The organism is Paenibacillus sp. PastF-3 (assembly GCF_029893135.1).
In the GTDB taxonomy this organism is placed as follows: domain Bacteria; phylum Bacillota; class Bacilli; order Paenibacillales; family Paenibacillaceae; genus Paenibacillus_AQ; species Paenibacillus_AQ nitricinens.
This window is the reverse complement of record NZ_JARXWM010000015.1, coordinates 29,808-44,349: the sequence shown is the minus strand read 5'-3', so window position 1 is coordinate 44,349 and position 14,542 is coordinate 29,808. Positions and strand designations below refer to the sequence as shown.

The 14,542-nt window shown below is 46.0% G+C and carries 12 protein-coding genes and 1 tRNA gene; 4 read left to right on the top strand and 9 right to left on the bottom strand.

The features are described from left to right. Positions 1-30 precede the first annotated feature (30 nt). Positions 31-780, bottom strand: coding sequence for an alpha/beta hydrolase (locus M2444_RS24815; RefSeq protein WP_280788265.1), 750 nt, complete (start codon positions 778-780; stop codon positions 31-33). A gap of 119 nt (positions 781-899) precedes the next feature. Continuing rightward, on the bottom strand, positions 900-1,919 hold the full coding sequence (locus tag M2444_RS24810) for a LacI family DNA-binding transcriptional regulator (RefSeq protein WP_094874611.1): 1,020 nt from the start codon (positions 1,917-1,919) through the stop codon (positions 900-902). Between the two features lie 401 nt (positions 1,920-2,320). Here M2444_RS24810 and M2444_RS24805 point away from each other — a divergent pair, with 401 nt between their 5' ends. Beyond that, entirely contained in the window at positions 2,321-3,229 is a 909-nt protein-coding gene (locus tag M2444_RS24805) for a serine hydrolase domain-containing protein (RefSeq protein WP_280788264.1), read from the top strand. A 327-nt stretch (positions 3,230-3,556) separates the two neighbouring features. Here M2444_RS24805 and M2444_RS24800 read toward each other — a convergent pair whose 3' ends face one another. From M2444_RS24800 to M2444_RS24790, 3 genes are all read right to left on the bottom strand, one after another. Next, positions 3,557-3,733 carry a hypothetical protein gene (locus tag M2444_RS24800; protein WP_280788263.1) on the bottom strand — a complete coding sequence of 59 codons (177 nt, stop codon included), beginning with the start codon at positions 3,731-3,733 and terminating at the stop codon, positions 3,557-3,559. Positions 3,734-3,766: 33 nt separating this feature from the next. Further along, positions 3,767-3,840 (bottom strand) — tRNA-Arg (locus M2444_RS24795). Positions 3,841-4,006: 166 nt separating this feature from the next. After that, the gene (locus M2444_RS24790; protein ID WP_280788262.1) at positions 4,007-4,363 is read right to left on the bottom strand and encodes a hypothetical protein; all 357 of its coding nucleotides are present in this window, start codon (positions 4,361-4,363) and stop codon (positions 4,007-4,009) included. 145 nt (positions 4,364-4,508) lie between these two features. Between M2444_RS24790 and asnB the strand changes: the two genes are divergently transcribed. After that, positions 4,509-6,353, top strand: a complete 1,845-nt coding sequence (asnB, locus tag M2444_RS24785; protein ID WP_094874317.1) for an asparagine synthase (glutamine-hydrolyzing) — start codon at positions 4,509-4,511, stop codon at positions 6,351-6,353. A 64-nt stretch (positions 6,354-6,417) separates the two neighbouring features. Here asnB and M2444_RS24780 read toward each other — a convergent pair whose 3' ends face one another. The 4 genes from M2444_RS24780 to M2444_RS24765 form a co-directional block, all read right to left on the bottom strand. Next, the gene (locus tag M2444_RS24780) at positions 6,418-7,254 is read right to left on the bottom strand and encodes an aldo/keto reductase (protein ID WP_094874318.1); all 837 of its coding nucleotides are present in this window, start codon (positions 7,252-7,254) and stop codon (positions 6,418-6,420) included. Between the two features lie 157 nt (positions 7,255-7,411). Next, a complete protein-coding gene (locus tag M2444_RS24775) occupies positions 7,412-7,864 on the bottom strand; it encodes a cupin domain-containing protein (RefSeq protein ID WP_094874319.1) in 453 nt (150 codons plus the stop codon). A 102-nt stretch (positions 7,865-7,966) separates the two neighbouring features. Further along, positions 7,967-8,902 (bottom strand): SPFH domain-containing protein, encoded by a 936-nt coding sequence (locus M2444_RS24770; RefSeq protein ID WP_094874320.1) that lies wholly within the window; start codon positions 8,900-8,902, stop codon positions 7,967-7,969. Beyond that, entirely contained in the window at positions 8,902-9,336 is a 435-nt protein-coding gene (locus M2444_RS24765) for an NfeD family protein (RefSeq protein WP_094874330.1), read from the bottom strand. Before M2444_RS24765 ends, M2444_RS24770 begins: the two co-directional genes overlap by 1 nt. 602 nt (positions 9,337-9,938) lie before the next feature. Between M2444_RS24765 and M2444_RS24760 the strand changes: the two genes are divergently transcribed. Next, the gene (locus tag M2444_RS24760; RefSeq protein ID WP_256990661.1) at positions 9,939-11,867 is read left to right on the top strand and encodes a glycosyl hydrolase family 18 protein; all 1,929 of its coding nucleotides are present in this window, start codon (positions 9,939-9,941) and stop codon (positions 11,865-11,867) included. 77 nt (positions 11,868-11,944) lie between these two features. Further along, positions 11,945-14,335: a glycosyl hydrolase family 18 protein gene (locus tag M2444_RS24755; RefSeq protein WP_280788261.1), complete on the top strand. Its 2,391-nt coding sequence runs from the start codon at positions 11,945-11,947 to the stop codon at positions 14,333-14,335. The last annotated feature ends 207 nt before the right edge of the window (positions 14,336-14,542 follow it).

Genomic DNA, 14,542 nt, shown 5'->3' with positions numbered 1-14,542 from the left:
ATAATATCTCTCTAAAATCACTCTTTACTCTTAGTTGTACAAGAAATCAAAAGCCGTCTTCAGATGCTGCTCCCAGAATCTCCATTCATGCGTTCCTGAGGTCTCAACATATCGAAATGTATAGGGGCTCGCCTGCATATAAGAAGCAAATTCCCTGTTCATCTCAACAAATGGATCTTCAGAGCCACAGCAGGTCAGCATCGAAGGCAGCTCACGTTCCTCGTCGATTAATTTAGCCGCTAAAGCATACAGATCTTGATCCGGCTTGATTTGTAAGCGTTTTCCGAAAGTGCCTGCCATCTCCCTCGCCATATCCGAAGACATTTGCGGGTCTCTCAATCTTTTCTGAATATCTGTAACGCCTGATAAAGAAACGACTTTGCTATAACGCTCAGGATAGGTAAGCGCACATTTTAATGCCCCATATCCACCCATCGATAGTCCGGCAACATACGTCTTCTGCGGATCATTATCCAGTCTCAACATTCGGCCACAAAGCTCAGGCAGCTCTTGCGTAACATAGTGGAAGTAATCCAGTCCGTACTCCATATCTGTATAATAACTTCTTCCTACCTGAGGCATTATGACTGTACAGCCATACTTGTTAGCATACTGCTCAATAGTGGTCATCCTGTACCATGTGCTAGCATTATCGCCAGCACCGTGTAACAGATAAAGCGTCCCACCGGAGGTGTTGCCCGAATCAACGGGGGAGATTATGCTAATGGACGTTGTCATTCTTAAGGTAGGAGAACCGGTCTCCACTGTTAGAAGTGCCATATGTCATCTCCTTACGGAACCTTTTTTTTAAAATACAAGAAAGTATATGCTTACGCTATAAATTATCCTTCTATTTCTCGCTCAAACGCTTACCGTCCTTACAAGGACGCCGAAGGTATTTATGCTTGTTTATTAATCTTCTTGCAAGATCCCCGCTTAACCAAAACAGACTCGAATACCACATGCTTGTTCTCCGATTGTCCCGAAATCAGGTCAAACAGAATTTCAACACTGGCTTTCGCCATATCCACCCCAGGTTGGCTAATCGTATCCAGCGATGGGTGATAGTATTCTGCCATCTCTATACCGTCAAATCCGATGATCGAAATATCATTTGGAATTGATAGACCCAAGGACAATAAAGCTTTGGCAGCTCCGATAGCAATGGTATCTGATGCGGCAAAGACAGCAGTGATATCTTTCTTCTTATTGAGCAGTCTTTTCGTAGCTGTAAAGCCAGAACTTGGACTGTATTCACAATCCTCTACCAAGGCAGCATCATACTCAATCCCATGATCCTCAAGCGCCTTGATATAACCCATAAGACGACGGTTTCCGGTAGTATGCTGAACCAAAGGAAATCTGGCCAAAAAACAAATGTTCCGGTGTCCGAGTGAAATTAGATAGCTCACAGCTTTATAGGACTCTTGCATATCATCAATGATCACACTGGAGAATACGGCAGGATCAACATCCTTCGTAGTCGTGATGGTAGTCAAAACGAATGGGATCGGCAATTGTTTGAATTTTTCTTCAGAATGGTCATATGTACCACCCATAAAGATTACCCCGTATAAATTCTTTTCCTTCACAAGCTGAAGAGCAGCATTGATCTCATCCACTCCATCTTCAACATGCTGGATCAGAAGCGGGCAGCCGCGCAGATTTACTTGACGCTCTACTTCTTTGATCATGTCTGCAAAAAACGGGTTTGCAATTCCCTTAACCATAAGCGCTATCGTATTGGAACGCGTTTTCTTCAGATTGCTCGCATTTCCATTTGGAATGTAATTATGTTCTCTTACAACAGCCATTACTTTAGCTCTGGTTGCATCACTTACAACACCGGAGTTATTAATTACCCTGGAGACCGTGGCGATACCAACGCCTGATAGTCTTGCAATATCCTTGATATTCATAATTCCCCCTGTTTCACCCCTATAATGAGCTCCCATGCACCTGATGAAATCAGCTTGGTGGAAACGCATGAAATGATGGGAAACGTTTCCCATGACATCATTTTGACTGTTTTCGTATCTAAATCGCTTAATACGTTCATTATGGACAGATATTTTTTAGAAGTCAACCTATGATTTTCGAATAAAAATGAATCGCATCTCGAATCCGTTTTAAATTTTAAGTATTTTAGTGTTAAATAGTAGTCTTCCTGCTTGCATTGACTTTAAAATAAGAATAGAATACCATCAATTTAGCTATTAAATATCCAGACAGAGGAAACGTTTCCACTCTATTTTCAATCATTTTGATCGACAATCTACCTCATCAAGCTTGGAATCATAGAGAAAGAGGGCTGCATTTTATGTTAAACATGACTCGCTTTGAAGCTCAAATCCGCGAACGTGGATTAAATGTATTCAATGTACGTGTGCTTCAAAACGGATCTCTAGTGGGGAAAGTGGATCTCGCAGAGGATATCCGGCGCTTGCAGCATTCGGTCAGCAAATCTTTTACATGCATGGCGGTGGGTCTAGCCATCGAAGAAGGAAAGCTATCACTAAATACAACACTTAAAGATGTGTTTCCCGAATATGCATTCACTCATAAAGAGGCCTGTTCTTCCATGCAACCTGGGGAGTTGACCTTGTTCGATTTACTACGTATGAGTACAGGGCATGATTCCCCACCGTTTTGGGTTGAAGAAAGATTGGCTTTGAAGAATGTAAATTGGATACAACATTATCTATCGCTGCCTTTAGACAGACCTCCTGGGGAACAGTTTACCTACAGTAGCGGGGATACCATTATGATCTCTGCCATGGTTCAGGCCCGTGTCGGACAAACCGTAAAGGATTACCTCGTTCCCCGTCTCTTTGCCCCACTAGGCATAGAAAATATTGATTGGGAAATGACTCCTCAAGGGATCACCCTCGGTTGTGCCGGACTTCAGATCAATACCGAAGAACTAAGCCAATTTGGACAGCTTCTTTTGCAAAAAGGAATGTGGAAGGGACAGCAGCTTATTCCAGCAGCTTGGATTGATTTTGTTACACAAAAGCAGATCGAAAATAACGGAGCTGGTGATTGGGGCCAAGGGTACGGTTGTCAATTCTGGTTGTGTACGCACGATGCTTATCGTGCCGATGGCGCTCACGGTCAATTCTGCATGGTTGCCCCGGATGCTCAAGTGGTAATCGCTATTAACAGTATGGAAGATAATATGCAAGCTATTCTAGACACTGTCTGGGAGGAGATCTGGCCGCTTCTATAGCGGTGGGCATATGTAAGATGGCCTTCTCACGGGAAGGCTCAAGGTGCCGAAAAAGTAGTGAAGGCTACTTTCTCGGCATCTTCTTTTCGTATAATTAGGCCAACCCCAATTATAGGGTTGGCCTTTTTTGAGAGTAATTAGGGAAAAGCTCCCTCTATTTAGCCGATAATTGCTTGAAATGAATGAAAAGAGGGAAATCCTCCCTAAAAATCGGGAGAATATCTATATTCGCCAACGAATTAGTTAAATTACAGGGAGGATTTCCCTAATTATTAGTCTATTGAGTAGAAAGCTCTGCATTATAGGGAGATTTTCCCTAATTATCTATCAGAGCTTCAGTTTACTTACTTTGGCGAGGATGCTCTTCTCGCAAAAATACCTTCCCGAAGGAAGGCTGTTACTTGCCCCGAGCGGGATGCAGCCCTTCCGGGCTGACTGCGAAGCTGATCCTATCGATGCCTTTGCTCCGACGAACCAACCGGGCTTCTCTTCCCCTGTACGCAAAAACAGCCTTCCCGAAGGAAGGCTGTTACTTGACGTCCCGGAAGGGATTCGAACCCCTGACCGTGCGCTTAGAAGGCGCATGCTCTATCCAGCTGAGCTACCGGGACATATAAGAATTAATGATATGTATTGACGCAACGATATTTATTATACCTTATTCAGCAGAATTTTCAAGATCAAAAATTTTGGAAAAAAAGTAATCATTATCCTGTTAAATAAATAACAAGGGTATCCTAGCTATTTTCATAGCTTAAAGATACCCTCTTTTTCATCCTACTCCAGATTCCGAAAATGCTGCTCCAACTGTTTTTTCAAATCTCCATATGTCATTAACTCTCTCTGAAACTTGGAACGTTCATCTTCAGGCGTCATAATCATACTGCCTGTAAACGCGCTCGAAGTCACATCTTTAAAAGCATCATGCATATTGTTATCAAACCAATCAGTAGAAGTATCTGCTTCGTTAGTGAGGATACGGACAATCTCATAACCTTCTTCGCGCTGATCTTCTACGATATATACCAGAAGCGCAGGATCACTAACAGCACCTGGCAATACACCTACTTCTGCACAAGGCGCACCGTCATACTCCATCATTCTACGAATTTTGGCATCTTTAATATAATACACCTGTCATCCTTCCCTCCTGGCAAATTCATCTCTTCCCTAGTGTTCGGATAAGGACATACATTTTATGCCTTCCTTCGGCATATATCTGTATTACTTGGCAAAAAAGTAAGGACAACAATCGCACAAAAAGAGAGGATGAACCATCATGTGCGGAATAACCGGATTTATCCAGTGGCGCGGAGATCTCACGCAGCACTCGCAGTTGCTGGTCAAAATGACTGAAACTTTAGCAGACCGCGGACCGGATGCAGCTGGAACTTGGATTTCAGGCCCCTGTGCATTCGGTCACCGCAGACTTAGCGTTATCGATCCAGAGAACGGCGCGCAGCCTATGATCACCCGCCATGAGGAACAAGTATACGCGATTGTGTACAACGGCGAATTATATAATGCACCCGAGCTCAAACAAGAACTTAAGCAGCGGGGTCATCAATTCCGTACCCAATGTGACACTGAGGTTCTGCTTCACGCCTATATCGAATGGGGACCGGATTGTGTAGAGAAGCTCAATGGGATCTTTGCCTTTGCAGTGTGGGACGGTCTTCGGGATCAGGTCTTTTTTGCACGTGACCGTTTAGGCGTGAAGCCCCTGTTCTATAGTAAAGTGGATGATGTCTTAGTTTTTGGCTCAGAGCCTAAGGCGCTGCTGCAGCACCCCAAGGTACAGCCAGTCGTAGGTCCAGAAGGACTTGCGGAAATCTTTATTATCGGTCCAGCCCGTACACCAGGACACGGTGTTTATAAGGATATGCAGGAACTTCGTCCTGGGCATGCCATGATCTATAGCCGTGAAGGTCTGCGTAGTTACGCTTATTGGAAGCTGGAAAGCGTAAAACACACTGATAATGAAGCAGAAACAGCTACTAAGGTGCGTGAACTGCTGCAGGATACGCTCGAACGCCAACTGGTCTCAGATGTTCCTGTCTGCTCCCTCTTGTCAGGAGGGCTGGACTCCAGTGCGTTAACAGCACTTGCAGTGGACTACTACAACCGAAACGGTCAAGGACGAGTGGATACGTATTCCGTCGATTATGTCGATAACGACAAGCACTTCAAGAGCCATACTTTTCAGCCCGGAGCAGATGGGCCATGGATTAAGCGAATGGTCGATGAATTAAATACGAACCATCGCTATATCTCGTTTGATACACCAGAGCTTGTAGAAGCACTTGATAATGCACTGTACACACGCGATTTACCTGGGATGACCGATGTGGACTCTTCTTTGTATTTATTTTGCCGTGAGATTAAAAAGAATGCTACTGTAGCCATTTCCGGCGAAGCTGCCGATGAGATTTTTGGCGGTTATCCTTGGTTCCATCGGGAGGAAATGCTCTCCTCAGGCACTTTCCCTTGGTCTGTTGCTCCTAAAATGCGTGCCAGTCTATTATCCCCTGAAGTTAATGAATGGATTCGGCCGCTGGAATATTTGGGTGACAGATACAGTGATGCAGTAGCCGAAGTCCCAACATTGGATGGGGAGACAGGTAAACAAGCACAAATGCGCGTAATGTCCTATTTAAACATCACCCGCTTCATGCCTACTTTGCTCGACCGTAAGGACCGAATGAGTATGGGCGCCGGACTAGAGGTACGTGTTCCTTATTGTGATCATCGCCTCGTTCAATATGTCTTTAATATTCCTTGGGAAATCAAGAACCTAAACGGTCGTGAAAAAGGGATTTTACGCAAAGCGCTTGAGGGAATTCTTCCAGATGATGTACTATATCGTAAAAAAAGCCCTTATCCGAAAACACATAATCCAGCCTATTTAAACGCAGTACGAACACAAGTATTAAATATTCTAGATGACTCTACTTCACCTATACTCCCATTAATTGATGCTGCCAAAATCCGTGAGATCGCCGCTTCCCCAGAATCCTCTACCAATCTGCCTTGGTTCGGCCAGCTCATGTCCGGTCCTCAGCTTTTTGCTTACCTCGCCCAAGTAGATCTCTGGCTGCGTAAATATAACGTCTCCATCCAATAAGCGACAAGCCAAACAGCAAGTCCCCGTATCGGCGGCTTGCTGTTTGGCTTGTATTCGTAATTTTTTAGAAATTAAAATTGTCCGGATCGGGACCGAAACGATGGTTTCTGTTCAAATCTTCGATGGCTTTAACATCCTCATCACTTAACGTGAAGTCAAAGAATCCTGCATTTTCCTTGATTCGATCCGCATGTACTGACTTCGGAATCGTAATGACGCCTTGCTGCAAATCCCAACGAAGTACAATTTGAGCAGGGGTCTTATCATACTTTCCAGCCAGTTCTTTAAGAAGGGGAAGATCCAGGTTCCCTTGCATTAGCGGACTCCAAGCTTCAAGCTGGATCCCTTGCTCATTGGCATACTTCAGCAGCTCGCGCTGAGTCAAAAGCGGATGGAATTCCACCTGATTCACCACTGGAACCACGCCAGTATCCTCGATGATATCCTTCAGATGATGAATCTGAAAATTGCTCACGCCAATAGATTTGATGAGGCCCTCTTTTTGCAGATGAATCAGAGCTTTCCAAGTCTCCCGATACTTTCCTGCCACCGGCCAATGTATGAGATACAAGTCTATATAGTCCAGCCCCAGCTTGCGCCGGCTAACTTCGAACGCTTTCAGAGTTGATTCATAGCCTTGATCAGGGTTGCGCACTTTCGTCGTAATAAACAGTTCATCACGGGCCACTCCACATTCACGAATAGCCTGACCTACACCTTCTTCGTTATTGTAACCAGCAGCCGTATCAATACTGCGATATCCAAGCTCCACTGCGGTCTTGACCGCGTGAATAACCTCTTCCCCATCTTTAGTCTGATACACGCCAAGGCCCAGCCACGGCATAGTCACTCCATCATTTAAAGTCGGACCTCCCGAGAACGGTGCATTCAATTCACTCATTGCTTAACCCTCCAAGCTTATTGTTATTTCATTAATCTTACTTAACCTAAATTCACGCTTCAGAAGCAAGCGCTATCACAAAAGTATAGCAGAATGCTTCATCATTCCCAAAATCCTCATAAAAAAACGGAGGCATATATAAAGCCCCCGCTCTTCTTTATTTCTCAATTAGTTTGAAATCATCAAAATGGAATTCTGGAGAAACGATACAGGAGACCAACGTCGGTTCTTCACCTAACGTACGCGCGGCCTGCCATACTCCCGCTGGAACAACCACTTGTGGCTGCTGGCCTGCAGCAATATCGAGACCCAAAATAACTTCCTGCACATCCTCAGGCTTATCTCCAGTACCTCCGAGACTAAGCACGATTGGACTACCGGAATGCCACAACCAAACTTCATCGGACAATACCGTATGCCAATCAGATTGCTCGCCTTCGTGAAGCAAAAAATAAATGGAAGATGCCGAATGACGTGATCCAGAATAGCTATCGCCTAGCACTTCCTGGGAGATTTCAAATTCTGAATTCCAAAGTCTTTTGTACCAACCACCCTCTACGTGGGGCTGTAGTCCGAGCAGTTCAACTAGCGGTGAGATTTCTTTTGTCACGGTAGCTTCTCTCCTTCAAAGTTTGCATGAGCAACAATAGCTTCGTATGCATAAGGTTGTTTTTGCTTTTTACTTTAACGGAAGAAGCACGAATTGTAAAATCTATTTACTATCCTTGCTCGCTTTGAATACCTCAGCAATCGCCCCAAGACTTCCCAGCGTTTCAACAGCGCTTGTTGGCAGGAACACTTTATTCGCAGGACCTTTAGCGATTTCAGCCAGCGCCTCGAAGGAGCGATAAGCTAGCACCTGCTCATCCAGACCTGCTGAGCGAATCAGCTCTATGCGTGTTTTTTCAGCTTCGGCCACCGCTTGAATGGCTTTCGCCTCACCATGAGCTTCCAGCTCCTGTGCTTGCCGTGAACCCTCTGCTTGGCGGATACGTGCTTCCTTGTCACCTTCTGCTTTTAGAATCTTACTCTGCTTATCCCCTTCAGCACGCAGGATCATATCCTGCTTAGCAGCTTCCGCTTCCAAGACAATCGCCCGCTTGCTCCGTTCCGCTTTCATCTGCTTATCCATTGCTTCCTGAATATCCAGCGGTGGCTTGATATCAATGACTTCCACACGCTCAATCCGTACGCCCCATTTCTCTGTAGCTTCATCAAGAGCCAACCGAATATCGGTCGAAATCTTTTCCCGCCCAGATAAGGTCTCATCTAATTCAAGCTTACCGATGATTTGCCGCATTGTTGCCGTCGAAATGTTTCTTACCCCATATACATAATCAGAAATGCCATAGGTTGCTTCCTCTGGTCCAACCACCTGATAGAAAATAATTGTATCAATCTGCACCTGCACGTTATCCTTCGTGATTACCGTTTGTGGAGGTACATTCGCTTGCTGGATTCGTAAATCATGGTACGTACGCACCTGATCAATTACAGGAATCAGAATGTTCAGTCCCGGAGTCAGCAGACGATTAAATTTACCGAGACGTTCCACTACACCTACCCGCTGTTGTGGTACGATTTTGACTGTTAATGCCACAAATACTACGACCACCACAATAATAATTCCGATAATTGCCCATTCCATTAGTTCATGTCCCCCCATCGTTCTACTTCAATAATCGTCGTGCCTCTCTTCACTACTCTTACAACCTCATCCTTGCCCAGAGACTGAACCGAGCTTGCGCTCCATGTATCTCCACCTACCTTGACTTGCCCATATTGTCCTTGCTCAATAGGCTCAACGACGACACCTTGCCTGCCGACGATTTCTGTACCGGTATCCTTGAACCCACGTGAGCTGCGAAATTTAGAAACCAGTGGTTTCGAGAATATAGTAAGACCAAGTGCGACCAGTGATCCGAGAACCACCTGAAACAAAATAGCATCGGGAGCAATCAACGAAACCAAACCAGCAGCTAATGCACCTATACTGAGCCACAACAGATAAAAAGTAAGCGTCATCATCTCTACTACAAACAGGACACCGGCTGCGATCAGCCATAACACCCACACAACCATCGGTGAACCCACCACCTTCCGTATAATACTACTATAACGAAAAGAACCTGCGATGCGTTGCGTAATTTCCGTAAAAATATTGCAGGCATGTATATCATTTATATTCATGACATCAAAGGTTATGTGTTCTGCATACGTTTCCTGAAAAATAGGACATGCGCCCAATCTATCAAACCTCGATCAAATATGTATCCTTCAATAAGAAAAATCTCCCCCTACATTCCCGAATTTTATCCCTAGCTTAATCGCGCTCTATGCTTGAAAATAAGAAATGCCTCCACCCATATATATGAAATTCATCCTAATTATTCAACTCCAACCCAACTCTTCTACCCATCCTACCCTCTACCAGCATTGTTATATCTACAAGTTTATTAGAAAAGGAATTCTTAGAACAGCAGTTTAGAAAGCGCTTACTTACCTTGTGAGGCTTCATGAGGACGGCTATTTGGGGCTGCTAAATCTATGAATTGGATGTCGGTAGAATGAGAGATACGCACAGGTGAAGGTACAGGTCCATTTCAAACTACGGGAGGTGAACATCGGGATTTCTTGCCGAAAAGTATTCGAACTACACATTAAACCTCGGAGGTAGAAAATCAATGATATTCATGAAAAAAAGTTCACGCAAAACCTTTGCGATCGCGATGATCGCCGCGCTTGTTCTGACACTTTTTTCAACCCTGGGTAGTAGTGCTAAAACGGCCAACGCTGCACAGGATTATAAACTGGTTGGTTATTACGCATCTTGGGCCGCTTATGGGCGGGCTTACAATGTATCCGATATTGATCCTACCAAAATGAATGTCATTAACTACGCCTTCGCAGATATTTGTTGGAATGGCATTCACGGCAACCCCGACCCAACTGGCCCGAATCCAGTAACCTGGAGCTGTCAAAATGAGCAAGCACAGACCATTAACGTTCCGAACGGCACGATCGTACTGGGTGACCCGTGGATTGACACCGGTAAGAGCTTTGGGGATGACAAATGGGATGACCCCATCAAAGGTAACCTGAAGCAGCTGTGGAAGCTGAAAGAAAAGAACCCCAACCTGAAGACAATGATCTCCGTTGGAGGCTGGACTTGGTCGAACCGTTTCTCGGATGTGGCGGCCACCGCTGTGACCCGTGAGGTTTTTGCCAACTCTGCGGTAGACTTCATTCGTAAATATAAAATGGACGGTGTCGATCTCGACTGGGAGTACCCAGTTAGCGGTGGGCTCGCAGGGAACAGCTACCGTCCCGAAGACAAGGAGAACTATATCCTTCTTCTGCAAAAAATCCGTGAAAAGCTAAATGCTGCCGGTCAGACCGACGGTAAAACCTACCTGCTGACCATTGCTTCCGGGGCAGGCCCGACGTATGTCAATAACAATAATCTTGCAGGTATTGCTTCCATTGTAGATTGGATCAATATTATGACCTATGACTTTAACGGAAGCTGGAATAAGACTACAGGTCACAATGCTCCTTTGTATTATGACCCTGCCGCTTCTGCCTCAGGTCTGACCGAACCGCAAAATTTCAACATCGATAAAGCAGTAACCAGCTATTTAGATCATGGCGTACCCGCAAACAAGTTAGTTCTCGGTATGGGATTCTATGGTCGAGGATGGGGTGGCGCTCCGGCAACAGGAAATGGCCAATACCAATTGTCCTCTGGAGTTTCGTCCACAGGTACATGGGAGAAGGGCAGCTACGATTTCTACGACCTCGAAGCTAATTATATTAACAAAAACGGCTATACCCGTTACTGGAATGACACATCAAAAGTGCCTTATCTCTATAATCCAACGAATCAAACTTTTATCAGCTATGACGATGTAGAATCCTTTGGCCATAAGATCAGTTATCTCAAATCAAAAGGTCTTGCAGGCGCCATGTTCTGGGAAACAAGTGGGGACCGGAACAAAACACTGACCAACAAACTAAACGCCGATCTTGGCGGTGGAGTTGTGCAACCAACTCCAACTCCAACAGTAACGCCTACACCAACACCAACACCGACGGCTACAGTAACCCCAACCTCAACACCGACACCAACGTTAACTCCATCGCCAACAGCTACTCCGGGACAATGTGCAGCGGCATGGAGCCAGACAGCCGTATATACGGGCGGTCAGCAAGTTTCTTATAACGGTTCAGTCTATGAAGCCAAATGGTGGACCCAAGGCGATCGTCCCGACCTTAGCGGTGCTTCCGGAGTCTGGAAATTTATCAGCTTGTGCGGAACAGCAACGCCGGCTCCGTCGGCAACAGTAGCACCGACGCCAACTGTTGCGCCAACAGCAACTGCCACACCAACCGCAACAGTAACACCGACACCAACTGTAGCACCGACGACAACTCCGACACCAGCGCCTACTGTAGCACCGACTCCTGGAAGTTCCAGCTGGGCAGCAGGAATCGCCTACAAAACGGGTGATGTCGTTAGCTACAATGCCAAAACGTATACCTGCCTTCAGCCCCATACTTCACTTCAAGGATGGGAACCGGCGACCACACCCGCTCTTTGGAAACTGAATTAAGATTCCGATTTGCGCGTAGGGAATCATCGTTCCTATCTACCCGTGAAATCATATTATCCCCTATGGAGGAATGTTAAATGAAGATAAGTACACGAAATAGGCGAAGTAAATCCGCACGTTACATTGCAGCCTTAATGAGCGCCATCATTCTGCTCCCGCTTTACACAAGTGCAGGAGGATCGTCGCAAGTGGCCTTAGCAGCAGGAACAACGCCAGCTGCTCCTGCTCCCGCTGCAGATCATCCGCGTAAAATTGTTGCTTATTTCCCGGAGTGGGGAGATCAGGAGAACAAAGGATTTTATACTGTCGACAAAATACCGTGGGATAAAATCACTCATATTAACTATGCATTCGCGAAGGTAAACCCTCAAACGAACAAGATTGATTTGATGGACCGTACAGCAGCGATCGAAAAAGATTATCCCAACCAGCTAACGAATTTGCCGTTTAAAGGACATTTTAACCAACTTATAAAGTATAAGCAGCTTTATCCTGATGTCCGCACCCTGATTTCGGTTGGTGGCTGGTCGGGTTCTGGTGGTTTTTTCAACATGGCCAATTCAGAAGCAGGTCGCGAGACGTTTGCGAACAGTGTCGTGGATTTTCTACGTACGTACCAGTTCAACGGTGTAGACATTGATTGGGAGTACCCATCCGGCACAGGCCAATCAGGTAACCCGAATGACTTTGGCGTAGCTGAGCCGCTGCGTACAGTGAACTACAACAACTATGTTCTCCTGATGAAAAAGCTTCGCGAAAAGCTGGATCAGGCAGGTGCACAGGATAATCAGAAATATGACCTAACCATCGCCGCAACCGCTTCCTCCTGGATTCTAGGCGGGATGAAGTTAGGGGAAGCTAACCAGTATTTGGACTGGGCGAACCTCATGACATATGATTTCCACGGTGCGTGGAATGGATATGTAGGACCGCATTCCGCCCTGTACCCAGATTCTCGCGATACAGAAACCGCTGCGCTGGGCACTCCGGTTCTGAATACCGACTGGGCCGTTCGATACTATTTGGGTACGCTTCCACCGGAAAAAATCGTTATCGGAGTTCCTTATTACTCACGTGGCTGGAAGAATGTAAATGGAGGCATCAACAACACCGGTCTTTACGGTACAGCACCTACAACCGGAGGTGGAGCCGATGGCATATACGGAATCTGGAATGACCCTGCACCAGAGCAGCCGGCTGGCGCAAATCCAATCTGGCATGTGCTGAATCTGCTCAAGGACCCAGCGAACAAGCGCTATTTCGATCCTGTTACCAAAACCCCATATATGTATAACGCAGACAAAAAGGTATTTCTTACGTATGAAGATAAGGAATCTCTCGGCTACAAACTGGATTATATCAAGCAAAAAGGATTGGGAGGGATGATGTTCTGGGAATTGACTGGCGACTATTCTGAAAAGAGTGATGGCACCTATACGTACGGCAACGCTTTGACCGATTTTGCCTATGACCAGCTTAAGACAGCCTCTCTGCCAGGTGGAACACCGAAGCCACAACTTCCTGCGCCTCAGAACTTTAGCCTTAATTTCAGTGGCACTTACGATCATCCGAATTATACCTACTCCTTGAAAATAACGAATAACACAGGTACGGATATCTCTGGTGGCTGGAAGCTGGAATTCGATCTACCGACAACAACAACCTTGACCTCTGCGTGGGGAGCAGGTACTGTAGAACAAATCTCTACGGCTTGGGACTTTAACCGCTACCGTATTACAGGGACGGCTTCCCAAACGATTGCAAACGGAGCTGCACTGGAAATTCCAGGCATGATGAAGCTGAACTTCTCGGGCGGTCCGCAACGCATTACACTGAACGGAAGCTCGTCCCAGCAGGAATACGACAAACTATATGGAGGCGTTACGCCAACACCAACGCCAACACCGTCTGCAACACCAACACCTACTCCAACCACGACACCGTCTGCAACGCCGACTGCAACCATAGCACCAACTTCAACGCCAAGCGCAACCGTAACTCCAACACCTACGCCGGGACAATGTTCGGCAGCAACTTGGAGTGCGACAGGCGTGTACACTGGGGGACAGCGTGTATCCTACAACGGTTCACTATATGAAGCCAAGTGGTGGACGCAAGGAGATCGTCCCGATCTTAGCGGTGCTAATGGCGTCTGGAAATTCATCAGCACATGCGAAACCGCAACGTCTACACCTACGGTAACTGTAGCTCCAACAGTGACGCCGACGTTGGCACCTACAGTGGCACCAACGTCTACTGTTGTCCCAACACCTACAGCAATCGCAACACCAACTCCACTACCTACCGTTGCACCTACTTCGGGAGGCTCAATCTGGATAACAGGGGTTGCTTACAAAGTAGGTGACGTTGTCACCTATAATGGAAAAACATATTCATGCTTGCAGCCTCACACTTCCCTTCAAGGGTGGGAGCCAGGTTCCACACCTGCTCTTTGGAAGCTGTTATAATCCAGCCAATGAAAAAGCTCCACATTTATTATAGTGCCGAATAATCTTCAACCCTAAGTCTTACGGATTCACATGACGTTATTTGTATAAAGCCACTTTTAAGATCAGCTGTGTCCGGTAATGGTAACAAACTTGCAAATATAACAACCATACGAAGTTCGGTGCTTAGTTTCCGAAATGATTGCAAAAAAACAGGGTATCCAGCAG

Bases quoted from the DNA above. Each gene is read 5' to 3' on its own strand.
- M2444_RS24815 (WP_280788265.1), bottom strand. From the start codon at position 780: ATGGCACTTCTAACAGTGGAGACCGGTTCTCCTACCTTAAGAATGACA.
- M2444_RS24810 (WP_094874611.1), bottom strand. From the start codon at position 1,919: ATGAATATCAAGGATATTGCAAGACTATCAGGCGTTGGTATCGCCACG.
- M2444_RS24805 (WP_280788264.1), top strand. From the start codon at position 2,321: ATGTTAAACATGACTCGCTTTGAAGCTCAAATCCGCGAACGTGGATTA.
- asnB (WP_094874317.1), top strand. From the start codon at position 4,509: ATGTGCGGAATAACCGGATTTATCCAGTGGCGCGGAGATCTCACGCAG.
- M2444_RS24780 (WP_094874318.1), bottom strand. From the start codon at position 7,254: ATGAGTGAATTGAATGCACCGTTCTCGGGAGGTCCGACTTTAAATGAT.
- M2444_RS24770 (WP_094874320.1), bottom strand. From the start codon at position 8,902: ATGGAATGGGCAATTATCGGAATTATTATTGTGGTGGTCGTAGTATTT.
- M2444_RS24765 (WP_094874330.1), bottom strand. From the start codon at position 9,336: ATGGTTGTGTGGGTGTTATGGCTGATCGCAGCCGGTGTCCTGTTTGTA.
- M2444_RS24760 (WP_256990661.1), top strand. From the start codon at position 9,939: ATGATATTCATGAAAAAAAGTTCACGCAAAACCTTTGCGATCGCGATG.
- M2444_RS24755 (WP_280788261.1), top strand. From the start codon at position 11,945: ATGAAGATAAGTACACGAAATAGGCGAAGTAAATCCGCACGTTACATT.